Below are 23,486 nucleotides of genomic sequence, written 5' to 3'. Positions count from 1 at the left end.
GAGTTCGTTATGTCTTTTGATTTAATTATTAAGAACGGTACTGTTATTTTAGAAAATGAAGCTCGTATTGTTGATATTGCCGTCCAGGCAGGAAAAATCGCCGCCATTGGCGAGAATCTGGGTGAGGCAAAGCAGGTAATGGATGCGACAGGTCTGGTGGTTTCACCGGGCATGGTTGATGCGCATACACATATCTCTGAGCCGGGACGTACACATTGGGAAGGCTATGAGACCGGAACGCGTGCCGCGGCAAAAGGTGGTATTACCACAATGATCGAAATGCCTCTCAACCAGCTGCCCGCGACGATAGATCGTGAAACCATCGAACTTAAATTTGATGCGGCAAAAGGTAAATTGACCATTGATGCCGCGCAGCTTGGCGGTCTGGTTTCTTACAACCTTGATCGTCTGCACGAGCTGGATGAGGTCGGTGTCGTCGGTTTCAAATGCTTTGTTGCTACCTGTGGCGATCGCGGAATCGACAATGACTTCCGTGACGTTAACGACTGGCAGTTCTACAAAGGCGCGCAGAAGTTAGCAGAAATGGACCAGACGGTGCTGGTGCATTGCGAAAATGCGCTCATTTGCGACGAGCTTGGCGAGGAAGCTAAACGCGAAGGCCGTGTGACGGCACATGATTATGTGGCTTCACGTCCGGTTTTCACTGAGGTGGAAGCTATTCGCCGCGTGCTGTATCTGGCGAAAGTCGCCGGTTGCCGCCTGCACGTTTGCCATATCAGCAGCCCGGAAGGCGTGGAAGAAGTGACCCGTGCCCGTCAGGAAGGCCAGGATGTGACCTGCGAATCCTGCCCGCATTATTTTGTGCTGGATACCGATCAGTTTGAAGAGATTGGCACGCTGGCAAAATGTTCTCCGCCGATCCGCGATCGACAGAATCAACAAGGCATGTGGGAAAAACTGTTCAATGGTGAGATTGACTGCCTGGTTTCCGACCACTCGCCATGCCCACCAGAAATGAAGGCTGGCAATATCATGCAGGCGTGGGGCGGCATTGCCGGGCTGCAGAGCTGTATGGACGTCATGTTTGATGAGGCCGTGCAAAAACGCGGTATGTCACTGCCGCTATTCGCTAAATTGATGGCAACCAACGCCGCAGATATTTTCGGCCTGAAGCAGAAAGGACGTATTGCCCCGGGTAAAGATGCTGACTTCGTCTTTATTCAACCGGACAGCAAATATGTTCTGAAAAACGAAGACCTGGAATATCGCCACAAGGTCAGTCCGTATGTTGGCCGGACGATTGGCGCGCGCATTACGAAAACTATTCTTCGCGGGGATGTTATCTATGACATCGAGCAGGGGTTCCCGGTAGCGCCAAAAGGTCAATTTATCCTTAAACATCAACAATAATGTGATGTGAATTAATGCCCGTCATGCTGGCGGGCATTCTCTATTTTAAGGTATGAATATGCTTCCTGTTATTAACCGCGAAAGTTTGCTATCTGGCTTTCAGTGGTTTTTCTTTATTTTTTGCAATACGGTCGTGGTCCCCCCAACGCTGGTTTCTGCTTTTCATCTCCCCGCGAGCAATCTGTTAATGCTCACGCAATACGCTTTTTTCACGACATCGCTGGCCTGCCTTGCGCAGGTTATTTGTGGCCATCGTCGCGCCATTATGGAAGGTCCGACCGGTTTATGGTGGGGCACCATTTTGACAATTACCCTGGCTGAGGCGTCACGCGGGACACCGCTCAATGATATCGCCACCAGTCTGAGCGTCGGGATTGTCATTTCCGCTGTGCTGACGATGATTATCGGCTTTAGCGGCTTAGGACACCGGTTGGCCCGGCTATTTACCCCAACGGTGATGGTCTTTTTTATGCTGCTGTTGGGCGCTCAGCTCACCACTATCTTTTTTAAGGGCATGTTGGGATTGCCTTTTGGCATTGCTGACACCAGCGTCAAAATTCAACTGGCGCCTTTTAGCCTGGCGGTTGGCGTGATGTGCTTCATCCTTGCGATGATCATTTTTTTACCGCAGCGGATCTCCCGTTACGCCCTGCTGGTGGGGGCGGTAGTGGGATGGGGACTCTGGCGGTTGTGCTTTCCATCAACGTCTTTGCCGTCTGGGGAATTAAGCTGGCAGTGGTTCCCGTTAGGCAGTCATGGCAGGCTGTTACCCGGTATTATCCTGACGGCGGTTATTACCGGTCTGGTGAATATCAGTAATACCTATGGCGCGGTGCGCGGCACGGACATCTTTTACGCGCATCAAGGCTCCAGCAGCTCGCGTTATCGTCGTAGCTTTATCATTTCCGGTTTTATGACGCTGGTGACAGTGCCTTTTGCCGTGATTCCATTTTCACCTTTTGTCTCTTCTATCGGGCTGTTAACACAAACTGGCGACAGTTCGAGAAAATCATTTATTTATGGCAGCGTATTATGTTTATTGGTGGCGATAGTGACGCCGCTAACCCGCTTATTCTGCGCCATTCCACTGGCAATCAGCAGTGCCGTTATGCTGGTCTCTTATCTGCCGTTGCTCTATTCCGGTCTGGTTTTCAGCCAGCAAATCACATTTACCGCACGAAATATTTATCGGCTGGCACTCCCGCTGTTTGTGGGCATTTTTTTGATGGGGCTGCCACCGGTTTATTTACAAGATCTTCCACTGACTATTCGGCCATTACTGAGTAATGGCTTATTGGTGGGGATTTTACTGGCAGTGCTTATGGAAAACCTCATTCCATGGGAACGCATTAAATAACAGGATGAAAAGGATTAATGATGAAAATTGTAATTGCGCCAGATTCGTTTAAAGAGAGCTTAAGCGCCGAACAATGCTGCCAGGCAATTAAAGCTGGATTTTCAAGCATATTCCCGGATGCAGAATACATTTGTTTACCAATTGCAGATGGCGGGGAGGGGACCGTGGATGCCATGGTGGCGGCGACAGGTGGAAAAGTGGTCTCGCTGGAGGTCTGTGGGCCGATGGGGGAAAAGGTCATGGGATTTTATGGCCTGACCGGTGATGGAAAGACCGCCATTATTGAAATGGCCGCGGCGAGTGGACTGATGTTGGTCGAACCGCAGGCGCGTAATCCACTGCTGGCATCAAGTTACGGGACTGGCGAACTGATTCGGCATGCGCTGGATGCCGGTATTCGTCATATTATCCTCGGTATCGGCGGGAGTGCGACAGTTGATGGCGGCATGGGGATGGCTCAGGCGCTAGGCGTGCGGTTCCTTGACGTGCAAGGGACATCATTGAGGGCGGGAGGTGGTAGCTTATCTCGCCTCGCGAGCATTGACCTGCAACAGTGCGATCCGCGGCTGACAGCATGCCGGATCGAAGTTGCCTGTGATGTGGATAACCCATTGGTTGGCCCGCGTGGCGCGGCAAGAGTATTCGGTCCGCAGAAAGGGGCGACGCCGGAAATGGTTGAGAAACTGGAAGAAGGATTACTCAACTACGCGCATGTGCTGCGAACGTTGACCGGTGAGGATGTATCTCAGGTTGCGGGCGGTGGGGCGGCGGGTGGAATGGGCATCGCTGCGGCTATCTTTCTGCAGGCCATCATGAAACCAGGGATTGAGATTGTGCTGCAGGCCGTTCAACTGGAGCAGTCCATCAAAGATGCATCGCTGGTCATCACCGGCGAGGGACGTATTGATTCGCAAACGGTCGGGGGAAAAGCGCCAATCGGTGTTGCTTCTGTTGCTATGCAGCATCATGTTCCGGTTATTGGTATCGCCGGGGTGCTGGGGGAAGGTGTGGAGGTGGTTCACGATCATGGTATTGATGCGGTATTCAGTATTTTGCCGCGACTCGCGCCATTGGCGGAAGTGCTGGCGAGTGGTGAAACCAACCTTTATCACTGTGCGCGTAATATTGCTTGCGCGATGAAGCTCGGTCAGGCGATTAATCTGCGTTAAGCATAAAAAAAGCCACGGTGTTAACCGTGGCAAAACCCAACATAGCTAAATAAAAAATTATCAGGCGGGCTGTTCGCCGTTAAATCTCAACATCCCGGTTGCAATCTTTGGAATAGATATAGCTGAACGCTTCACCACGCCCCACGCCGTAACCCGCCTGCAGGGAGTACGCGCCCATAAAGATGTAGTCGCCTTTTTTCACCGGGATCCATTGGTTATCGAGGTTATAAACGCCCTGACCTGAGAGAATATAAGCCCCATGTTCCTGTACATGCGTTTCGATATAACCATGACTGGCGCCGGGTTCGAATGACAGAATATGCATATTCATATCGAAGCCTAATTCTTTAGGCAGGAAATCCAGCAGGATTACGTCATCCATGCCTTCATAATGAATACGTTCTAACTGGTTGGCATTACCGGAGACCAGCCATGGTGAATGGCCTGCCACCGGCGTATAACGGCGTTTGTATAAAAACAGTTGGCTGTCTTCTGTCTGGGCATTATTAAAGGTGAGCAGTTCACCTGGCGGGCAATACAGATATCCGCCCTGGGTTAAAGCAAAGGTTTTACCTTCCGCTTTCGCCTCAATTTTGCCGGAAATAACATACACGAACGTTTCAATACCTTCGCCGCCAAAACCGCTGTGGTGGCCGCCGTTCTGGCGTAGGGTCACCAGATAGTCAACAAATGACGCGCCCAGTTTTGGCGTTGAGAGGATGGTGACGTCACAGTTTTCAAAACCCGGAATGATATTTTTAACCAGTCCGTCCGGGGTTAGCAGGGCAAAGTTACCGTGTTTTACAATTGCGCGATTAGCCAATAAATCATCGCGATAACCCGTGACGTTATTCAGATATCCCATGGGTGACTCCTTATTTCTGCCAGGCAAGTTGATGAAGCATTAATGCCAGAGTTTTGACCCCTTCGGCAAGGTCGTTAATGTTTGTGCGTTCAGCGGGGTTGTGGCTGATACCGTTAATGCTGGGAATGAAAATCATGCAGGTCGGTACGCGGGGAGCGAAAATTTGCGCATCATGGCCTGCGCCACTGTGCATGACACGGTAGTTCAGCTGTTCTTTTTCACACAGTTCGGTAAGGGTAGAGACCAGTTTACTGTCCATCGGGACCGGCGTTTCATCCATCCACAAATCGATATCAATGCCGATATCCATTTCATCGCAGATGGCGCGCATGTCGTTTTCCAGTTGTTGAGTAAAATCACGCAATACGTCGGCATCGGTATGACGGCAATCGATTGTGAAGGTCGTTTTGCCTGGCACCACGTTGACGGTGTTCGGCTGCGGCTCTACCTTACCAAAGGTCAGTACCAGAGGATCGCCATGCTTTTTGGCTTTCTCGATAGACTGGCTGCAGATGCGACTGAAAGCGTATACGGTATCGCGACGGTAGCTCAGCGGCGTTGTCCCCGCATGGTTGGATTCACCGTTCAGCGTTACCGTATAGCGACGTTGGCCGACAATCGCGCTGACGACGCCTATCGACTGGCCATTACTTTCAAGCACACAACCTTGTTCGATGTGTAATTCAACGAAGGCTTTGATGTCATTACGGGCATGAAGCGGCTCTGCGGGGAGGGTAAAGCCGCAGGCGTTCATTGCGTCAACAAAACGGGTGCCTTTCGCGTCCTGGATATTACGGACGTCATCGGGATTTGCCAGTCCAAAAATGTTTTTGCTGCCCCAGAAGACATACGGGAAACGGCTGCCTTCCTCTTCCGCCATGGAAACGACTTCGACCGTTTTCAGCGGTGCGCCATAGGTGCTCTTGAGCCAGTCAACCGCGAGCCATGCCGCCAGCGCGCCAAACTGGCCGTCAAGATTGCCGCCGTTGACGACGGTATCAATATGCGAGCCGCTTAAAATGACCTGTTCCGGCGATTCGTTCCCAAGCAGACGACCGTATAAGTTGCCCACTTCATCAAAGCGAGTTTCCAGGCCGCTGGCGTCCATGCGTTTTTTGAATTGCTGTTGTGTTTCAAGCCATTCTGGCGAATACAGCAAGCGCGTCATCCCACCGGTAGGATCCGCGCCAAAGGAAGAGAGCCAGGGAAGGGTTTCTTCAATTGCGTGACGAAAATGGTTGATCATATGAAATTCCTGTTTCAATAATTATTGTGCAAAGGGATTCTTTGTTTCGTATGACTTGAGATAGAGGGCATCGGAAATCAGGTATTGATAAATATCGTCAACAATGTCGATACCATGGACCGCGGCATTGCGTTGATTAATATCTTGATCCTGTCCGGGGTAATAAACTTGTTTAAAGCCGGGTGCAGGAGTAACGTTATTTAACTCTTGCATGGTCTGGCTGAGGTGCTGGCGGAATAATTGGCTGGAGGAGAAAAAGTCGGGATTAATAACCAAATGCAGTTGGCCTAAATTCCGACCGGCATGTAAATCCTCATACATTGAACTGACCTGACGACCAAACGGTAATCCCAATAAAATGCCGGATAACACATCGATCATCATCATCAGGCCATAGCCTTTAGGCCCAGCCGCAGGTAGCAACGCATTGACAGCAAATGGATCGGAAGTTGGCGCGCCGTTTTTATCGACTGCCCAGGTATTCGGAATCGGCTCGTTGCGGGAGCGGGCATCCAGAACTTTTCCCCATGCCTGCACCGTTGTCGCCATATCAAACGTCATGATGTCGTCGCCTTCTCCTGGCGCAGCGAAGGCTAACGGATTGGTACCGTAGTAAATATCTGCGCCGCCGAACGGTACCACCATCGGGTCGGACTGGCACACGGAGAGGCCGATCAGACCAGCGCGAGCGGCTTGCTGCACAAAGTAAGAAATGGCACCGCTGTGCCCCATTCGGCTAATGCCAACGACGGCGACACCATTTTTTTTAGCAATTTTAATGGCATGCTCCATACCCATCTTTGCTGCGACTTGCCCGGCGGCATTATCGGCATGCAAAATCGCTGTACAGGGACCGGTATCTTCAAAACGAAATGTGGGTTCGCGGTTGGTACCGCCTTTTGAAATGCGCTCAGCATAGTATTCAACGCGTACGGCGCCATGAGAGTGAATGCCTCTGGCATCGGCGTAAACCAATACCTCAGCAACCGTTGTGGCGTGCTCACGTTTTAGTCCGGCCTTGCAAAGCTTATTCTCGATAAGCTGGTGGAGTGTTTCCCGACTGATTTTCATCTGTCTTCCTTTTTAACGACGGTGTGAAGCATGACTGCCGTTAACATACCGGGAATAAAAATTGATTATGTGATCCAGACACACAAAAAAATATAGTTAGAATTTATTTGATAATCAGTGTTGATTTGCCCTTTCTTTTTAAATAAATAATGCCGTTAAAAAATAATGTTTAATACTCTGGTGGTTGTTAAATTTATTTTGTTAATAATTCCAGTGTGATGCCAGTCACTCTATTTGGGATTCCAGATATATACCTTGAGCTACACATTAACACTACTCGTGCAATTGCCATGGGTGCAATTATTAAGGGGTTGTTATGATCCACGCCTTTATTAAAAAAGGGTGTTTTCAGGACTCTGTCAGTTTAATGATTATTTCACGCAAGCTGAGTGAGTCCGAAAATGTAGACGATGTATCGGTCATGATGGGAACGCCAGCAAATAAATCATTGCTGGAAACGACCGGGTTTTGGCATGACGATTTTAATAATGCGACGCCAAACGATATTTGTGTGGCGATTCGCACTGAAACGGCTGATGAAAGTATTACGCAGGCCATTCTGCAACAACTGGATGAGTCGTTGCAGCAGCTGGCGCAGGCCACTGGCGGTAGCCAAACGCTCCTGCAGGTCAGACGCTGGGAAAGCGCGTGCCAGAAACTGCCTGAGGCGAATATGACGCTCATTTCCGTCGCCGGTGAATACGCGGCGGAGCTGGCGAACCAGGCGTTGGATCGCAACCTGAATGTCATGATGTTCTCCGATAACGTGACCCTGGAAGATGAAATCACCCTCAAGCGCCGTGCGCAGGATAAAGGTCTGCTGGTGATGGGACCGGACTGCGGAACCGCCATGATTGCGGGCACGCCGCTGGCTTTTGCCAACGTGATGCCGGAAGGCAATATCGGTGTGCTGGGCGCCTCCGGCACAGGGATTCAGGAGCTCTGTTCACAGATAGCGCTGGCCGGGGAAGGCATTACTCACGCCATCGGTCTGGGCGGACGGGACCTGAGCGCTGAGGTAGGGGGGATTAGCGCGCTTACCGCGCTGGAGATGCTTGGCGCAGACGACAAAAGCCAGGTGTTGGCTTTTGTGTCGAAACCACCGGCGGAGGCTGTTCGCCAGCATATCGTGACGGCGATGAAGGCCACCGGCAAACCCGTGGTAGCCCTGTTTTTAGGTTACACCTCCGCGGTCGCCCGCGACGAAAACGTCTGGTTTGCCGCGACGCTGGATGATGCGGCCCGTCTGGCCTGTTTACTGGCGAGAGTCGCGGCGCGACGCAGATCGCTTTCAACCACAGGAGATGGTGTGATTCGAGGGTTGTACACCGGAGGTACGCTGGCCGCCGAAGCCGCTGGGCTGCTGGCCGCCCACCTGAATGTCACCGCGGATGCACAACATCATCATGGCATGATGCTGGATGCCGCCGGGCACCAGATTATCGATCTGGGGGATGATTTTTACACCGTCGGGCGGCCGCATCCGATGATTGACCCTGCCTTACGTAATCAACTGATTACGGATCTGGGGACGCAGCCGCAGGTACGCGTACTGTTAGTTGATGTCGTGATTGGTTACGGCGCGACGGCAGATCCGGCCGCATCGTTGGTTCAGGCCTGGCAGAAGGCGTGCGCTGCGCGAGGCCATGAGCAACCGCTGTATGCGATTGCGACGGTGACAGGTACAGAACGCGATCCGCAGTGTCGCTCACTGCAGATTGCCACACTGGAAGATGCCGGCATTGCCGTAGTGAGTTCACTGCCTGAGGCAACGCTGCTTGCCGCCGAACTGATTCGTCCATCTCAACCGTTATCTGACAAATCCACACCTCCGCTACTGGAAAAAGTGGCGGTCATCAATGCCGGGTTACGCAGTTTTGCACTGGATTTACAGGCGGCAGAAATGCCTGTGGTGCATTACCAGTGGGCACCTGTCGCTGGCGGTAATAAGAAACTGGCTCGTTTATTAGAACGTTTGCAATAAGGGGTTCCAATGTTTACATCAGTGGCGCAAGCCAATGCTGCAGTAATCGAACAAATTCGTCGTGCGCGTCCGCACTGGCTGGATGTGCAACCAGCCTCCTCATTAATTCGCGAGCTCAATGAAGGGAAAACGTTGCTGCATGCGGGACCGCCAATGCGTTGGCAAGAGATGACCGGTCCGATGAAAGGGGCCTGTATTGGTGCATGTCTGTTTGAAGGGTGGGCCAATGATGAGATGAGTGCGCTGGCTTTACTGGAGCAGGGCAAAGTCCGGTTCGTACCTTGCCACCATGTTAATGCTGTGGGGCCAATGGGGGGAATCACCTCTGCCAGCATGCCGATGCTGGTGGTGGAAAATATCACCGACGGTAACCGGGCTTACTGCAATCTCAACGAAGGGATTGGCAAAGTGATGCGCTTCGGCGCGTATGGCGAAGATGTCCAGCAGCGTCTACGTTGGATGCGCGATGTCCTGATGCCTGTTTTAAGCGCGGCGCTGGCCAATCTGGAACAGGGTATTGATCTGACCGCCATGATGGCGCAGGGCATTACGATGGGCGATGAGTTCCATCAGCGCAACATTGCCTCTTCAGCTCTGCTGATGCGAACTCTGGCACCGCAAATTGCCCGTCTGGAACATGATAAGCAGCAGATTGCTGAGGTGATGGATTTTCTCAGTGTGACCGACCAGTTCTTCTTGAACCTGGCGATGGCTTACTGCAAAGCGGCAATGGATGCCGGAGCAATGGTGCGTTCCGGCAGTATTGTGACCGCAATGACCCGTAATGGCGATATGTTCGGTATCCGGGTGAGCGGACTTGGCGATCGCTGGTTTACTGCGCCGGTTAACACACCGCAGGGGCTGTTCTTTACCGGCTTCTCGCAGGAACAAGCTAACCCGGATATGGGCGATAGCGCCATCACCGAAACCTTTGGGATTGGCGGCGCCGCGATGATCGCTGCCCCTGGCGTAACGCGTTTTGTCGGTGCCGGAGGGATGGAGGCCGCGAAGTCCGTTTCCGAGGAGATGGCTGAAATCTATCTGGAACGCAATATGCAGTTGCAGATCCCTGGCTGGGATTTCCAGGGGGCTTGCCTTGGTCTTGATATCCGTCGCGTCGTGGAAACAGGTATTACGCCGCTGATCAACACGGGTATTGCCCATAAAGAAGCCGGTATTGGTCAGATCGGCGCGGGCACAGTTCGTGCGCCGTTGGCCTGCTTTGAGCTGGCTCTGGAAGCGCTGGCTGAAAGTATGGGCATTAGCTAAGAGAGCCGCGCATGATGATCATCCGTCCTCTGATGGGCAGTCAGCAGTCTCCGGATTTTCGCCAGTCATGGCAGCTATCCGGGATCTGGCGGCGCTCGATTAACCTTGTGGCCGAAGGAGGCGCACTGTTAACGCTGCACCGCCAGGGCAGTGGTTTTAGCCCGGGAGGATGGGTGATCCGTGCGCCTGATTTTGATGCGCTGTGTATGGCGTTAAGCGGTAGTGAAACCCCTCAGGCTGTCCCCGAGGGGATCGTGTTGGGACCGTTTCTGTTGCGCCAACCGCAGCGTTATTGTTCGTTGAAAATAACGTCCCGCCCACATGCTCCACGCCTTGCATCCGCCTGGATGGAGCGCGGCGAGGAAACGGGGTTATTCGGGCCGTTAATGCTGGCGGCAAATTTGCCTTTGTGCTCCGAGTTACGTCAGTTCCGCCATTGCTTTTTCTCGGCGCTGGCTGGCTTATCGACAGACTGGCGGCAGTGGTTAGGTAAGGGGCCAGGTTTAACGCCCAGCCATGATGATACGTTGACCGGAATGCTTCTGGCCGCCTGGTATTTTGGCGCGCTGAATAAGGATTCCGGCCATCGTTTCTTTGAATATTCCGGCAATCTTGAACTGGCGACGACCGTGGTTAGCGTGAGCTACTTACGCTACGCGGCATTAGGATACTTCGCTTCACCTTTGCTCCACTTCACTCATGCTTTGGGCCGACACCAAAGGATGGACGCGGCGATAAATTCGCTGCTAGCGCTCGGGCATACCTCCGGCGCAGACACCCTGTTGGGGTTCTGGCTTGGGCAACAAATCATAGAAGGATAGGGAATGAAAACGCTGGTTGTTGCTCTTGGTGGCAACGCATTATTGCAGCGCGGCGAGGCGCTGACGGCAGAAAATCAATATCGTAATATTGCCAGCGCCGTACCTGCCCTGGCGCGTCTGGCGCGTTCGTACCGCCTGGCCATCGTACATGGCAATGGGCCGCAGGTTGGTCTGTTATCGTTACAGAATCTTGCCTGGAAGGAGGTTGAACCTTACCCGCTGGATGTGCTGGTGGCAGAGACTCAGGGCATGATTGGTTATATGTTAGCGCAAAGTCTGACCGCTGAACCGGAGATGCCGCCGGTGACCACAGTGTTAACGCGAATTGTGGTGTCTGAAGACGATCCCGCATTTATGGCGCCGGAAAAATTTATCGGCCCGGTGTATTCGCCTGCAGATCAAACGCAGCTGGAAGCCACCTACGGCTGGCATATGAAACGTGACGGCAAATACCTGCGTCGTGTTGTCGCCTCGCCTGAGCCTCGCCAGATCGTCGAAAGCGATGCTATTAAGCTCTTGCTCAAAGAAGGCCATGTGGTGATTTGTAGCGGCGGTGGCGGCGTGCCGGTTACCGGGGAAGGGGTTGGGTCTGAAGCGGTCATTGATAAGGATCTGGCGGCGGCATTGCTGGCTGAACAGATCGATGCCGACGGTCTGGTTATCCTCACCGATGCTGATGCGGTCTATGAGAACTGGGGCACACCAGAGCAACGTGCGATTCGACAAGCCTCTCCTGATGAACTGGCACCGTTTGCTAAAGCTGATGGTTCGATGGGGCCAAAGGTGACAGCCGTAAGCGGATACGTGAAGCGACGTGGAAAACCCGCGTGGATTGGCGCGCTGTCTCGCATTGAAGACACGTTGGCGGGGAAAGCCGGAACCTGCATTCGTCTGTAAAAGTAACGGGAGGCGTGCGCAGGCACACCTCCCGTATCGGTTTATTTCAGCTTTGACTGCGCCCAGATGATACCGCTGGCATATTCCGGCGGCAGCAGGGGAATGAGCGCTTCCAGCGTGGCGCTAAGGCGCGCGGTATCGCTGTCGCTCAGGTTCAAGTGTCCCACCTTACGCCCTTCGCGTACCTCTTTGTCATACCAGTGCAGATGCACCAGCGGCAGCTTCAGCCAGTCGTAGTTCAGGTCGCTGCCGATCAGGTTTACCATCACCGAAGGATTGTTCACCACCGGCGTCGGCAGCGGCAGGCCGGTAATGGCGCGCAGATGCAGTTCAAACTGGCTGATGCTGGCGCCGTTTTGCGTCCAGTGCCCGCTGTTGTGCACGCGCGGAGCCAGTTCATTAATCAGCAGACCTTCCGGGGTGATGAAACACTCCATCGCCATCACACCGACATAGCCCAGCTCCTGCATGATGGCAGAGAGCATCGCTTCGGCCTGCGCCTGTTGTTTAGCGTTAGCCTGCGGAAATACCACGCTGGTGCGCAGAATGCCGTCCTGATGAAGGTTATGGGTCAGCGGATAGAAGACGGTGCTGCCGTCGTGCGCACGCGCGCCAATCAGTGAAACTTCACCGGAGAAGTTGATTCCTCGCTCGACGATGCACTCGCCGTAGCAGTCGTCTGGCAGTTGTTCGGTTTCATTCGCGCGTAAACGCCACTGTCCACGACCGTCGTAGCCACCGACGCGACGCTTCACAATCGCCAACTCGCCGAGTTTGTCGAACACCGCTGACCATTCGCTTTTATCCGCCAGCAGTTGCCATGGTGCAGTCGCCAGGTTGAGTTTGTCAAAAAGCTGTTTTTGCGTCAGACGGTCAGCAATAATCGGGAAGACGTCGCGGTTAACAAACGCCGGATGACGCGCCAGTTCGCGGGTGAGCGCCGTTTCCGGCCAGCGCTCAATCTCAGCGGTGATCACGCTTTGCTGAAAAGGAACGGCAGCGGGTTCGGCGTCCAGCCCGACGGGCCAGACCGCAATCCCCAGCGGCTCACCGGCCTGACGCAGCATGCGTCCTAGCTGACCATTGCCGAGTACACAGACCTGCTTCATGCGACACCTCGCGGGTCCGGGTTCTCCAGCACCTCGTCGGTTTGCGCTTTACGCCACTCAGCCAGACGCTGATGCAATTCTTTGTCGTGTGTTGCCAGAATTTGCGCGGCCAGCAGGGCCGCATTGGCCGCGCCCGCTTTGCCGATCGCCAGCGTGCCCACCGGAATACCGCGAGGCATTTGAACGATGGAATAAAGGCTATCTACGCCGCTCAACGCTGCGCTTTGTACCGGAACGCCTAAAACAGGCACCAGCGTTTTCGCCGCAATCATACCAGGCAAATGTGCAGCACCACCGGCACCGGCAATAATCACCTGATAACCGTTCTCTTCAGCGCCTTCGGCGAAACTGAACAGTTTGTCTGGGGTACGGTGAGCAGAGACGACCTCAACATGATGTGGAACGTCCAACATTTCGAAGATTTCGGCGGCGAACTGCATGGTAGCCCAGTCGCTTTTGGACCCCATCACGATGGCGACACGCGCCGGATTATTGCGGGAAGACATGCGTCTGAAAACTCCTGTGGTGCACTACACTCGACTTTTGAGGCCACAGAGAATAGCATAATTCACCGTCAAGGAAAACGATTGCGTAGCCTGTGTAGCAAGCGTTTTGACGGGGGAGTTAAAACGGAAATGCGATCAGTTCAACGTCGTGTGGTGTGACTTTGATCATCGAACCTTCGCTGTGCCAGGCGCCTAATACTACGCGGAAGGCGGGTTGCCCATTGGCCGTAAGTTCGTGGACTGCCGGACGGTGGGTATGACCGTGAATTAACCACTGAACCTGATGTTTTTCCATCTCAGCAATAACGGCCTGCTGATTCACATCCATGATCTCCAGCGACTTACTGCTGTTGGCTGCTTTGCTGTTGGCGCGCATTTTCGCGGCAATACGTTGGCGAATGAACAATGGCAGGGCGAGGAATAGTTTTTGTAACCAGGATTGATGCACTTTGGCGCGAAACGCCTGATACCCAGCATCGTCGGTGCATAACGTGTCGCCATGCATGATCAGTACCTTGCGACCATACAGATCGAGCATTTTCTCTTCGGGCAGTAAAGTCATGCCGCTCTCACGGGCAAAACGTTTGCCGAGCAGAAAATCACGGTTACCGTGAATAAAAAAGCAGGGAACGCCGGAATCAACCAGTGATTTTATCGCCGCGGCTATTTGATGATGCAGCGGATTAGGGGCGTCGTCGCCAATCCAGGCTTCGAACAGGTCGCCGAGAATGTACAGCGCATCGGCTTGTCGCGCATCACCGGCTAAAAAACGCAGAAAACCGGCGGTGATCGCCGGTTCTTCTGTGCAGAGGTGAAGATCTGCAATAAACAGTGTCGCCACGATTACTCGCTGACGGTCACGTTTTCAATGATGACGTCTTCTTTAGGCACATCCTGATGCATACCGCTGCGACCAGTGGAAACGCCTTTGATTTTATCAACCACGTCCATGCCTTCAACAACTTCAGCAAACACGCAGTAACCCCAACCCTGCATGCTTTCGCCGGAGAAGTTCAGGAAGTCATTGTCAGCAACGTTGATGAAGAACTGTGCGGTTGCGGAGTGCGGAGCCTGAGTACGCGCCATTGCCAGCGTACCACGGGTGTTTTTCAGACCGTTGTTCGCTTCGTTTTTGATCGCTTCTTTCGTGGCTTTTTGCTTCATGCCCGGCTCGAAACCACCGCCCTGGATCATGAAACCGTTAATAACACGGTGGAAAATGGTGTTGTTATAAAAACCTTCGCGGCAGTAGTCCAGGAAGTTTTTAACTGTTTCAGGCGCTTTATCATCAAACGTTTTGATTACGATATCGCCGTGATTAGTGTGGAAAGTAACCATTTTTGCATCCTGTTCCGATAGATTGGTGCTTCGACCCTGTCAAGGGTCAGAGTTAGGGGTGTGTTATAGCATAACCGCAAGCTGCGATCACCTCGCAAAGTGTGCTGCTTCCGGTCTAAATTATGGGTATTATACAGACTTTACTATCCACACACGTCTACACGGAATCTTCGATGTTAAAAATCTTTAATACACTGACGCGCCAAAAAGAGGAATTCAAACCTATTCATGCCGGGGAAGTCGGCATGTACGTGTGTGGTATTACCGTTTACGATCTCTGTCATATTGGCCACGGACGTACTTTTGTTTCTTTCGACGTCGTTGCGCGTTATCTGCGTTTCCTCGGCTATAAGCTGAAGTATGTGCGCAACATTACCGATATCGACGACAAAATCATCAAGCGCGCAAATGAAAACGGCGAGAGCTTTGTCGCGCTGGTTGATCGTATGATTGCGGAAATGCATAGCGATTTCGATGCGCTGAATATTCTGCGCCCGGATCTGGAACCTCGCGCTACGCACCATATCGCCGAGATTATTGAAATCACTGAACAATTGATTGCCAAAGGTCACGCTTATGTTGCCGATAACGGCGACGTGATGTTCGACGTTCCGACTGACCCGAACTACGGTCAGCTGTCACGCCAGGATCTGGATCAGTTGCAGGCGGGCGCTCGCGTTGACGTGGTTGACGTGAAGCGCAACCCGATGGACTTCGTGCTGTGGAAAATGTCTAAAGAGGGCGAACCGAGCTGGCCGTCTCCATGGGGCGCAGGTCGTCCGGGCTGGCATATCGAGTGTTCGGCGATGAACTGCAAACAGTTGGGCAACCATTTCGATATTCATGGCGGTGGCTCGGACCTGATGTTCCCGCACCATGAAAACGAAATCGCGCAGTCCACCTGTGCGCACGATGGCGAATACGTGAACTACTGGATGCACTCCGGGATGGTGATGGTTGACCGCGAGAAAATGTCCAAATCGCTGGGCAACTTCTTTACCGTACGCGACGTGCTGAAATACTACGACGCCGAAACCATTCGCTACTTCCTGATGTCGGGTCATTACCGTAGCCAGTTGAACTACAGCGAAGAGAACCTGAAACAGGCGCGTTCTGCGCTGGAACGTCTGTACACCGCACTGCGTGGTACCGACAAATCCGTTGCCCCTGCGGGTGGCGAGGACTTTGAAGCGCGTTTCATTGAAGCGATGGACGATGACTTCAACACGCCGGAAGCTTACTCCGTGCTGTTTGATATGGCGCGTGAAGTTAACCGCCTGAAGGGTGAAGATATGGCGGCGGCTAACGGTATGGCTGCGCATCTGCGCAAGCTCTCCAGCGTGCTGGGCCTGCTGGAACAGGAGCCGGAAGCGTTCCTGCAAAGCGGTGCGCAGGCGGATGACGGTGAAGTTGCTGAAATTGAAGCGTTAATTCAGCAGCGTCTGGATGCGCGTAAAGCCAAAGACTGGGCGGCAGCTGACGCCGCGCGTGACCGTCTCAACGAGATGGGCATCGTGCTGGAAGATGGCCCGCAGGGCACCACCTGGCGCCGTAAGTAACTCTCTATTGCCGGATGGCGTCTAACGCCTTATCCGGCCTACGATGTAATGATCGGTAGGCCTGATAAGCATAGCGCCATCAGGCACTATTAATGACGTCTGTACCACCACAGCACACCCATCATCATCACTCCCGGTAGCCACACCCATAATAATTCCGAAATAATCACCTGATGCCCGTAAGGGGTCGCGTAGCGTGACAGCGCGAACGGCGCGACTTTAATCACCTGCCACGGCGCGAAAAAGCGTTCATCCGACCACGGCCACAGCCAGCCGACGCCTTTGCCGCCGGTGGTGACAGAATCCAGCAGACTGTGCGACAGCAGTGAAAGCGTCAGGAATAGCCAGCAGCGAATCAATCCGGCTTTAAACCATCGTCGGCCAATCAATACGCAAAGTAGCGGCACGACAAAGGCGAACAGCAGTGAGTGGGTAAAGCCACGGTGACCAAACACGTTGCCGTAGGCGACGCCAAGCTTAAACGACAGCACGTCGGCATCCGGCAGCATAGCCAGAATGACGCCGGTAAACAGTAATCGCGGGGGAATGACTTTAAGTCCGAGACCTAATCCTAAACAGAGTGGAACGGCCGCGTGAGTAATGATGGTTGGCATGATGTTCGCTTCGTGTGGAAAAACAACATGCTAGCCGTTCACTGTGAAGTAGGGATGAAGTCATTATCTGAAAATGAGATGGGGAAGTGGCCGGACGCGGTGTTAACCTCATCCGGCACTCGGGGTCACGCCACGACGTTAATGCTGTGGCCTTCAAAGCTGACGGTCTGTCCGGCAACGATTTTACAGCGTTTGCGCGTTTCAACAGCGCCATCGACCTTCACTAAACCTTCGCCAATAGCAATCTTTGCCTGGGCGCCGCTTTCGCTCCAGCCTTCCAGCTTCAGCAAATCGCAGAGTTCAACGTGAGGGTGTTTACCCAGTGAAAATGTGGCCATCTTAAACGTCCTTTACATCATGATATTCAACACACGCCTGTAGCGTGTTTTCGATAAGTGTGGCGACAGTCATTGGGCCTACGCCGCCCGGTACCGGCGTGATATATGACGCACGCGCGGCAGCATCTTCAAAGACCACATCGCCAACAACCTTACCATTCTCCAGACGGTTGATGCCGACATCAATCACAATCGCACCTTCTTTGATCCACTCGCCGGGAATAAAGCCAGGTTTGCCGACAGCAACAATCAGCAGGTCCGCATGTTCTACGTGGCGACGCAGATCTTTGGTGAATCGGTGGGTGACCGTGGTGGTGCAGCCAGCCAGCAGCAGCTCCATGCTCATCGGGCGTCCGACAATATTTGAGGCGCCAATCACTACGGCATTCAGACCATAGGTATCGATGTTATAACGCTCAAGCAGAGTGACAATCCCGCGCGGAGTACATGGACGCAGACGCGGCGCGCGTTGACACAGACGACCAACGTTATACGGGTGGAAACCGTCTACGTCTTTATCCGGTGCAATACGCTCCAGCACTTTAACGTTGTCGATACCTGCCGGTAATGGCAGTTGTACCAGGATACCGTCGATGGTGGTATCTGCATTGAGCGTATCGATCAGCTCAAGAAGCTCCGCCTCGCTGGTGGTTTCAGGCAGGTCATAAGAGCGGGAGACAAACCCCACTTCATCACAGGCTTTGCGTTTACTCGCGACATAAATCTGCGAAGCCGGGTTGCTACCTACCAGCACAACAGCCAGGCCTGGGGCGCGTAATCCAGCCGCTAAACGCGCCTGAACTTTTTGAGCAACCTCAGAGCGCACCTGCTGCGCAATCGTTTTACCGTCAATAATCTTTGCTGCCATCAGAGAGAGGATTCCGTCTGTTACGTTAAATCGAAGGGGATGTCACTATTTTGTCAGAAGCAGAACGTGCTGTCAGTTTTCGTTTGCGTTTTTACGTGCGATTGCGGGGAACGCGGTCAGCGGGCAGGGTCAGTGCAGACGCTGAAACCGTGCGCATAACTCATGATCATGCTAATTAAATTTAACGTCAATGAAACAACTCATCACCCTGGTCTTTTCAAGGTTAATGCACCATAAACCAGTCTGTTACGTCTGATTATGATGTCTTTTACCTCATTTTTACCCAGACTTTTCCTGGATCCCAATAAGAATTAGCCAGGAGCATTAAAAGGATTTGCAGGTATTTTTCATTAATTGAAATGTTTAATTTAACGCTGTGACGAATAGTCATATTCGCGAAGATTAATTAGTGAATCAAATACTCAGGAGAGTAGGGGTAAAAAGTTAACTAATTCTCTTGCGATATATATCTTTACAGGATGCAGAGATAATTAGCCTGACATTTAATGTCGATAATGATTCAAACGGATCCCGCAGGACGCCGGAGCCGGATGTATGTAATTCAAGGGAAATCCATGAAACGTAAATTAATGACCTCTTCTGTTATTGCCAGCCTGATGTTAGTTGCGGGCGCAGCGGTTGCGGCCGATCCGGTAAGCGTTAGCGGTGGTACCGTGCATTTTGAAGGTGAACTGGTCAATGCAGCCTGTGCAGTCAGCACTCAGTCATCCGATCAGGTTGTTACGTTAGGCCAATATCGTACTGCCAGTTTTGCTGCAGCAGGCGATACGACGGCACAAATTCCGTTCACTATCGTACTGAACGACTGTGACCCGAAAGTGGCTGCGACCGCCGCGGTTGCTTTCTCTGGTCAGACCGACCTCACTAACAATAACCTGCTGGCCGTTTCCTCCTCGGATAACAGCACTACCGCGGGCGGTGTAGGGATTGAAATTCTGGACAATACGTCCACCGCGCTGAAGCCTGATGGGGCAACCTTCTCTACCGCTCAGGCGCTGGTAGAAGGGACCAACACCCTGCGTTTCTCTGCCCGTTATAAAGCGACGGCGGACAGCACTACGCCGGGTCAGGCGAATGCCGACGCGACGTTTATCATGAAGTACGAATAAGCCGTTTAGATTCGCGCAAGGATGATGTTCGCCTCATTGGATGAGGCAATATCCGGGGATGAAAAAGGATGCGGCAGATGATAGGGAAAGGCGTGGCGCTGGCGGGAATGCTGTGCGTAATGCCTGCGCTTGCTCATACGGTAATACTGGAAAGCGGACGCCTCCACTTACGAGGGCAGCTCGTTAACGGCGCCTGCACGGTCGCCACCGACAGCCAGAATTTGCGGGTGCAAATGGGGCAATATCGTACCAATGCCTTCTCCGGAACGGGAAGCTTTGCCTCTACCAGCGTACCGTTTTCACTGCGATTAACGTCGTGTAGTTCTGATGTTTATGACCACGTCGGGATTGCGTTTGCCGGTGTGACGCCAGCGGAAGATCCGCAGGTATTTCTGGCCAGCGGCGATGCGTCTGCATCTTCGGGGGTTGGTCTGGCGCTATTTGACGAGCGACAACAGCAAATAATTCCGAATGCTCTACCGCTTCATTACGCGCCGATTATCACCCAAGAGATGACGTTTCATTTCACTGCTCGCTATCGGGCCGTCTCGGAAAATATCACACCGGGAATACTTCGTTCAGACGTGTGGTTTACGTTGGTTTATCCCTGATTTATTTCCCAACGATAATCGCATCAAAGGTATTTGTAGCTATGTTTAATAATCTAAAATCAGGTTTTATCCTTTTACTGGCCTTATTTTCTGCTGCCAGTGTGCAGGCAGCCGGCGGCATTGCATTAGGCGCTACCCGTGTTATTTATCCAGCTGATGCGAAACAAACTTCGCTGTCTATTAGCAATAGCGATACCAAAGAACGTTACCTGGTAAATTCATGGATCGAGAATAGCGCAGGGGTTAAAGAAAAAGCGTTTGTCGTGACGCCTCCGTTGTTTGTCAGTGAGGCTAAAAGCGAAAACACGCTGCGTATCATTTACGCAGGCGCGCCACTGCCCAAAGACCGTGAGTCGCTGTTCTGGATGAACGTGAAAGCCATTCCGTCAGTCAATAAGAACAGCCTTGAGGGTAAAAACGTTTTGCAACTGGCGATTTTGTCGCGCATTAAACTTTTTGTCCGCCCAAATAATCTGCCGCACATCCCGGAAGATGCTCCCGGCATGCTGCAGTTTTCCCGTTCCGGCAACCACCTGAAAATCAACAATCCGTCTGCGTATTACGTCACGTTGGTCAACCTTAATGTGGGGAAAACGAAGATCGATAACGTCATGGTTGCACCGAAAAGCGATACGCAGGTACTGCTGCCAACGGGCGTACAGGGCAACGTTACCTTCCAGACGGTCAATGATTATGGCGCGGTGACCACCGCCAAAACGGTAAGCGTGCGTTGAGATAACGATGAATAAGACAACGTATTTTCCTGACCTGTTACCGGGGGTTACGCCACCGCTGGCGGGGGTGGCGTTGTCCACGCTGGCGGCGCTCTTTCCCTCTTTAAGCCATGGGGAAAGCTATTTTAATCCGGCATTTTTATCTGCGGATACCGCAACCGTGGCGGATTTATCACGTTTTGAAAAAGGTAATCATCAGCCTGAAGGCGTTTATCGTGTGGATATCTGGCGCAATGATGAATTCGTTGCTACCCAGGACATTCGTTTTGTCAGCAGTGCGGGAAAAGCCGGGGAGAAGTCTGGCGGACTGATGCCGTGCTTTGGACTCGACTGGGTGAAGCGCCTGGGCGTTAATATTGCCGCGTTTCCGGCACTCAGTAAGGATCCGAACGCGACCTGTATCAATTTGCCTGAGGCGATTCCCGGCAGTGAAATTGCTTTTGATTTTTCTACTTTGCGCTTAAACATCAGTCTGCCGCAGGCGTCGATGTTAAACAGCGCGCGCGGCTACATTCCACCGGACGAGTGGGATGAAGGGATCCCGGCCGCGCTGGTTAACTATAACTTTACCGGTAGCCGTGGGAGCGATACTGACAGCTATTTCCTGAGCATGTTGAGTGGCCTGAACTATGGTCCCTGGAGACTGAGGAACAACGGCGCGTGGAGCTATTCCAAAGGCGACGGATACCATTCACAAAGCTGGAAAAACATCGGTACATGGCTTCAGCGCGCGGTTATCCCGCTGAAGGGTGAACTGGTGATGGGCGACAGCAATACCGGAAATGACGTTTTTGACAGCGTCGGTTTTCGTGGCGCGCGACTTTATTCCTCAGACAGCATGTATCCCGACAGCTTGCAAGGCTATGCGCCTACCGTGCGGGGCATTGCGCGTACCGCAGCGAAACTGACTATTCGTCAGAATGGCTACGTGATTTATCAAAGCTATGTTTCACCTGGCGCTTTTGCAATAACCGATCTTAACCCGACCTCCTCCAGCGGTGACCTTGAGGTGACGGTGGATGAGAAAGACGGTAGCCAGCAGCGCTATACGGTGCCGTACTCCACGGTTCCGTTGTTACAGCGAGAAGGGCGTTTCAAGTATGACGTGGTTGCCGGGGATTTTCGCAGCGGCAATAGCCAGCAATCCTCACCGTTCTTTTTCCAGGGAACATTAATCGCCGGGTTACCAGCGGGTTATACCGCTTATGGTGGTACACAGTTAGCCTCACGTTACACCGCGCTGGTTTTAGGTACCGGGCGAAATCTGGGGGATTGGGGGGCCGTTTCCGTCGATTTAACCCATGCGCGCAGCCAACTGGCGGATGACAGTACGCACCAGGGGCAGTCTTTGCGTTTCCTGTATGCGAAGTCATTGAACAATTTTGGCACTAACTTTCAGCTTCTGGGCTATCGCTACTCTACCCGTGGCTTCTATACCCTCGACGATGTCGCGTATCGCAGTATGGAAGGCTATGAGTACGAATACGACAGTGAAGGCAATCGCCACGACGTGCCAGATGTGAAGAGTTACCACAATCTGAGCTACAGCAAGAAAGGCCGTTTCCAGATCAACATTTCGCAGAATCTGGGGGATTACGGATCGCTGTATATTTCGGGTAGCCAGCAAACGTACTGGAATACTTCTGACACCAATACCTGGTATCAACTGGGCTATGCCAGCGGTTGGCAGGGGATTAGCTATTCACTCTCCTGGTCGTGGAATGAATCGGTCGGCATCTCCGATACTGACCGCATCCTGGCATTCAATATGTCAATCCCGTTCAGCTTGCTGAGCGGGCGGCGGTACTCGCGTGATAATGCCTTCGATCGCACCTACGCCACCTTTAATGCCAACCGCAATAGCAACGGACAAAATAGCTGGCAGAGCGGGATCGGCGGTACGTTGCTGGATGGCCGTAACCTGAGCTATAGCGTGAATCAGGGTCACAGCAGTACTAATGGTTACAGCGGAAACGCCAGCGCTAACTGGCAGGCGGCCTATGGCACGCTTGGCGTGGGATACAACTACGACCGCGACCAGCATGACTACAACTGGCAGCTTTCCGGCGGCGTGGTAGGACATACGGATGGCATTACGCTTAGTCAGCCGCTCGGCGATACCAATGTGTTGATCAAAGCGCCAGGCGCTCAGGGCGTGCGGATAGAAAACCAGACCGGCGTGCAGACCGACTGGCGTGGATACGCGGTGATGCCGTATGCCACCGTCTATCGCTATAACCGCGTCGCGTTAGACACCAATTCAATGAATAACAATACCGATGTGGAAAACAACGTCAGCAGCGTCGTGCCAACGCAAGGGGCATTGGTGCGAGCGGCGTTTGATACACGTATCGGGGTGCGGGCGTTGATGACGGCGAAATATGCCGGTAAAGCGGTGCCATTTGGCTCCGTTGTGCGTGAAAACACCAGCGGCGTGACCAGTATGGTGGGTGAAGACGGGCAAATTTACCTGAGCGGCCTACCGCTTAAAGGCGAGTTGCTGATCCAATGGGGGGAAGGCGCAAACGCTCGTTGCGTGGCGCATTATGCCTTGCCTGAAGAGAGCCTGAAACAGGCGGTGACGCTCACGAATGTGACGTGCGAATCGCCAGCGGCACGACAGGAATAA

The 23,486-nt window shown here is 52.9% G+C and carries 22 protein-coding genes; 12 read left to right on the top strand and 10 right to left on the bottom strand.

Translation table 11 applies throughout. From position 1 onward, the window contains the following. Positions 1–9: 9 nt before the first annotated feature. From allB to glxK, 3 genes are read left to right on the top strand one after another with little or no spacing between them, the layout of a single operon-like run. A complete protein-coding gene (gene allB, locus FDX14_RS03040; protein ID WP_137348974.1) occupies positions 10–1,371 on the top strand; it encodes an allantoinase AllB in 1,362 nt (453 codons plus the stop codon). 58 nt (positions 1,372–1,429) lie between these two features. Next, positions 1,430–2,728 carry a uracil/xanthine transporter gene (locus FDX14_RS03035; protein WP_137348973.1) on the top strand — a complete coding sequence of 433 codons (1,299 nt, stop codon included), beginning with the start codon at positions 1,430–1,432 and terminating at the stop codon, positions 2,726–2,728. Positions 2,729–2,748: 20 nt separating this feature from the next. After that, a complete protein-coding gene (gene glxK / locus FDX14_RS03030) occupies positions 2,749–3,897 on the top strand; it encodes a glycerate 3-kinase (protein ID WP_137349028.1) in 1,149 nt (382 codons plus the stop codon). A 79-nt stretch (positions 3,898–3,976) separates the two neighbouring features. Here the strand turns inward: glxK and allE are convergent, their stop codons facing one another. From allE to allD, 3 genes are read right to left on the bottom strand one after another with little or no spacing between them, the layout of a single operon-like run. After that, entirely contained in the window at positions 3,977–4,762 is a 786-nt protein-coding gene (gene allE / locus FDX14_RS03025) for a (S)-ureidoglycine aminohydrolase (protein WP_042309976.1), read from the bottom strand. A 10-nt stretch (positions 4,763–4,772) separates the two neighbouring features. Further along, a complete protein-coding gene (gene allC / locus FDX14_RS03020) occupies positions 4,773–6,008 on the bottom strand; it encodes an allantoate deiminase (protein WP_042309974.1) in 1,236 nt (411 codons plus the stop codon). Between the two features lie 21 nt (positions 6,009–6,029). Continuing rightward, positions 6,030–7,079 carry an ureidoglycolate dehydrogenase gene (gene allD, locus FDX14_RS03015; protein ID WP_042309971.1) on the bottom strand — a complete coding sequence of 350 codons (1,050 nt, stop codon included), beginning with the start codon at positions 7,077–7,079 and terminating at the stop codon, positions 6,030–6,032. Between the two features lie 316 nt (positions 7,080–7,395). Here allD and FDX14_RS03010 point away from each other — a divergent pair, with 316 nt between their 5' ends. The 4 genes from FDX14_RS03010 to FDX14_RS02995 are packed head-to-tail and all read left to right on the top strand — an operon-like array spanning position 7,396 to position 12,050. Beyond that, positions 7,396–9,063, top strand: coding sequence for an acyl-CoA synthetase FdrA (locus FDX14_RS03010; RefSeq protein ID WP_061381598.1), 1,668 nt, complete (start codon positions 7,396–7,398; stop codon positions 9,061–9,063). A gap of 9 nt (positions 9,064–9,072) precedes the next feature. Beyond that, a complete protein-coding gene (locus FDX14_RS03005) occupies positions 9,073–10,332 on the top strand; it encodes a YlbE family protein (RefSeq protein WP_042309967.1) in 1,260 nt (419 codons plus the stop codon). An 11-nt stretch (positions 10,333–10,343) separates the two neighbouring features. Then, positions 10,344–11,153 (top strand): oxamate carbamoyltransferase subunit AllH family protein, encoded by an 810-nt coding sequence (locus FDX14_RS03000; RefSeq protein WP_042309965.1) that lies wholly within the window; start codon positions 10,344–10,346, stop codon positions 11,151–11,153. A gap of 3 nt (positions 11,154–11,156) precedes the next feature. Continuing rightward, positions 11,157–12,050, top strand: coding sequence for a carbamate kinase (locus FDX14_RS02995; protein WP_042309963.1), 894 nt, complete (start codon positions 11,157–11,159; stop codon positions 12,048–12,050). A 41-nt stretch (positions 12,051–12,091) separates the two neighbouring features. Here the strand turns inward: FDX14_RS02995 and purK are convergent, their stop codons facing one another. The 4 genes from purK to ppiB form a co-directional block, all read right to left on the bottom strand. Next, on the bottom strand, positions 12,092–13,159 hold the full coding sequence (gene purK / locus FDX14_RS02990) for a 5-(carboxyamino)imidazole ribonucleotide synthase (protein ID WP_061381600.1): 1,068 nt from the start codon (positions 13,157–13,159) through the stop codon (positions 12,092–12,094). Further along, complete coding sequence (gene purE, locus FDX14_RS02985; protein WP_042309959.1) at positions 13,156–13,665, bottom strand: 5-(carboxyamino)imidazole ribonucleotide mutase; 510 nt, start codon at positions 13,663–13,665, stop codon at positions 13,156–13,158. Before purE ends, purK begins: the two co-directional genes overlap by 4 nt. 118 nt (positions 13,666–13,783) lie before the next feature. Continuing rightward, positions 13,784–14,506, bottom strand: a complete 723-nt coding sequence (lpxH, locus tag FDX14_RS02980) for a UDP-2,3-diacylglucosamine diphosphatase (RefSeq protein ID WP_137348972.1) — start codon at positions 14,504–14,506, stop codon at positions 13,784–13,786. 2 nt (positions 14,507–14,508) lie between these two features. Continuing rightward, a complete protein-coding gene (gene ppiB / locus FDX14_RS02975; protein WP_003021875.1) occupies positions 14,509–15,003 on the bottom strand; it encodes a peptidylprolyl isomerase B in 495 nt (164 codons plus the stop codon). A gap of 173 nt (positions 15,004–15,176) precedes the next feature. Here ppiB and cysS point away from each other — a divergent pair, with 173 nt between their 5' ends. Beyond that, positions 15,177–16,562 carry a cysteine--tRNA ligase gene (gene cysS, locus FDX14_RS02970; RefSeq protein WP_061381602.1) on the top strand — a complete coding sequence of 462 codons (1,386 nt, stop codon included), beginning with the start codon at positions 15,177–15,179 and terminating at the stop codon, positions 16,560–16,562. 89 nt (positions 16,563–16,651) lie between these two features. Here the strand turns inward: cysS and FDX14_RS02965 are convergent, their stop codons facing one another. The 3 genes from FDX14_RS02965 to folD form a co-directional block, all read right to left on the bottom strand. Continuing rightward, a complete protein-coding gene (locus FDX14_RS02965; protein ID WP_042309952.1) occupies positions 16,652–17,176 on the bottom strand; it encodes a metal-dependent hydrolase in 525 nt (174 codons plus the stop codon). Between the two features lie 125 nt (positions 17,177–17,301). Then, positions 17,302–17,514 (bottom strand): ribosome-associated protein YbcJ, encoded by a 213-nt coding sequence (ybcJ, locus tag FDX14_RS02960; RefSeq protein WP_016152124.1) that lies wholly within the window; start codon positions 17,512–17,514, stop codon positions 17,302–17,304. Between the two features lies 1 nt (position 17,515). Continuing rightward, positions 17,516–18,382: a bifunctional methylenetetrahydrofolate dehydrogenase/methenyltetrahydrofolate cyclohydrolase FolD gene (gene folD / locus FDX14_RS02955; RefSeq protein ID WP_003021887.1), complete on the bottom strand. Its 867-nt coding sequence runs from the start codon at positions 18,380–18,382 to the stop codon at positions 17,516–17,518. A 575-nt stretch (positions 18,383–18,957) separates the two neighbouring features. On the opposite strand from folD, the gene fimA reads away from it, so the two are divergent. The 4 genes from fimA to FDX14_RS02935 all read left to right on the top strand — a co-directional run bounded on the left by fimA (position 18,958) and on the right by FDX14_RS02935 (position 23,486). Beyond that, positions 18,958–19,512: a type 1 fimbrial major subunit FimA gene (fimA, locus tag FDX14_RS02950; RefSeq protein ID WP_061381603.1), complete on the top strand. Its 555-nt coding sequence runs from the start codon at positions 18,958–18,960 to the stop codon at positions 19,510–19,512. Positions 19,513–19,589: 77 nt separating this feature from the next. Next, positions 19,590–20,123: a type 1 fimbrial protein subunit FimI gene (fimI, locus tag FDX14_RS02945; protein WP_042309947.1), complete on the top strand. Its 534-nt coding sequence runs from the start codon at positions 19,590–19,592 to the stop codon at positions 20,121–20,123. 41 nt (positions 20,124–20,164) lie between these two features. Then, complete coding sequence (gene fimC / locus FDX14_RS02940) at positions 20,165–20,857, top strand: type 1 fimbria chaperone FimC (RefSeq protein ID WP_061381604.1); 693 nt, start codon at positions 20,165–20,167, stop codon at positions 20,855–20,857. Between the two features lie 7 nt (positions 20,858–20,864). Continuing rightward, positions 20,865–23,486 carry a fimbrial biogenesis usher protein gene (locus FDX14_RS02935; RefSeq protein ID WP_137348971.1) on the top strand — a complete coding sequence of 874 codons (2,622 nt, stop codon included), beginning with the start codon at positions 20,865–20,867 and terminating at the stop codon, positions 23,484–23,486.

The organism is Citrobacter sp. wls710 (assembly GCF_005281115.1).
Classification (GTDB): domain Bacteria; phylum Pseudomonadota; class Gammaproteobacteria; order Enterobacterales; family Enterobacteriaceae; genus Citrobacter; species Citrobacter werkmanii.
Note: the sequence above shows the minus strand (reverse complement) of the source record. Positions and strands in the feature narration are given on the sequence as shown.

What these genes read in the sequence shown, in the direction of transcription:
- allE (WP_042309976.1), bottom strand. Translation starts at nt 4,762, where the DNA reads ATGGGATATCTGAATAACGTCACGGGTTATCGCGATGATTTATTGGCT.
- FDX14_RS03000 (WP_042309965.1), top strand. Translation starts at nt 10,344, where the DNA reads ATGATGATCATCCGTCCTCTGATGGGCAGTCAGCAGTCTCCGGATTTT.
- FDX14_RS02965 (WP_042309952.1), bottom strand. Translation starts at nt 17,176, where the DNA reads ATGCCAACCATCATTACTCACGCGGCCGTTCCACTCTGTTTAGGATTA.
- fimA (WP_061381603.1), top strand. Translation starts at nt 18,958, where the DNA reads ATGAAACGTAAATTAATGACCTCTTCTGTTATTGCCAGCCTGATGTTA.
- FDX14_RS03010 (WP_061381598.1), top strand. Translation starts at nt 7,396, where the DNA reads ATGATCCACGCCTTTATTAAAAAAGGGTGTTTTCAGGACTCTGTCAGT.
- allD (WP_042309971.1), bottom strand. Translation starts at nt 7,079, where the DNA reads ATGAAAATCAGTCGGGAAACACTCCACCAGCTTATCGAGAATAAGCTT.
- allC (WP_042309974.1), bottom strand. Translation starts at nt 6,008, where the DNA reads ATGATCAACCATTTTCGTCACGCAATTGAAGAAACCCTTCCCTGGCTC.
- fimC (WP_061381604.1), top strand. Translation starts at nt 20,165, where the DNA reads ATGTTTAATAATCTAAAATCAGGTTTTATCCTTTTACTGGCCTTATTT.
- FDX14_RS02995 (WP_042309963.1), top strand. Translation starts at nt 11,157, where the DNA reads ATGAAAACGCTGGTTGTTGCTCTTGGTGGCAACGCATTATTGCAGCGC.
- fimI (WP_042309947.1), top strand. Translation starts at nt 19,590, where the DNA reads ATGATAGGGAAAGGCGTGGCGCTGGCGGGAATGCTGTGCGTAATGCCT.
- folD (WP_003021887.1), bottom strand. Translation starts at nt 18,382, where the DNA reads ATGGCAGCAAAGATTATTGACGGTAAAACGATTGCGCAGCAGGTGCGC.
- purE (WP_042309959.1), bottom strand. Translation starts at nt 13,665, where the DNA reads ATGTCTTCCCGCAATAATCCGGCGCGTGTCGCCATCGTGATGGGGTCC.
- FDX14_RS03005 (WP_042309967.1), top strand. Translation starts at nt 9,073, where the DNA reads ATGTTTACATCAGTGGCGCAAGCCAATGCTGCAGTAATCGAACAAATT.
- FDX14_RS03035 (WP_137348973.1), top strand. Translation starts at nt 1,430, where the DNA reads ATGCTTCCTGTTATTAACCGCGAAAGTTTGCTATCTGGCTTTCAGTGG.
- ppiB (WP_003021875.1), bottom strand. Translation starts at nt 15,003, where the DNA reads ATGGTTACTTTCCACACTAATCACGGCGATATCGTAATCAAAACGTTT.
- purK (WP_061381600.1), bottom strand. Translation starts at nt 13,159, where the DNA reads ATGAAGCAGGTCTGTGTACTCGGCAATGGTCAGCTAGGACGCATGCTG.
- FDX14_RS02935 (WP_137348971.1), top strand. Translation starts at nt 20,865, where the DNA reads ATGAATAAGACAACGTATTTTCCTGACCTGTTACCGGGGGTTACGCCA.
- glxK (WP_137349028.1), top strand. Translation starts at nt 2,749, where the DNA reads ATGAAAATTGTAATTGCGCCAGATTCGTTTAAAGAGAGCTTAAGCGCC.
- ybcJ (WP_016152124.1), bottom strand. Translation starts at nt 17,514, where the DNA reads ATGGCCACATTTTCACTGGGTAAACACCCTCACGTTGAACTCTGCGAT.
- allB (WP_137348974.1), top strand. Translation starts at nt 10, where the DNA reads ATGTCTTTTGATTTAATTATTAAGAACGGTACTGTTATTTTAGAAAAT.
- cysS (WP_061381602.1), top strand. Translation starts at nt 15,177, where the DNA reads ATGTTAAAAATCTTTAATACACTGACGCGCCAAAAAGAGGAATTCAAA.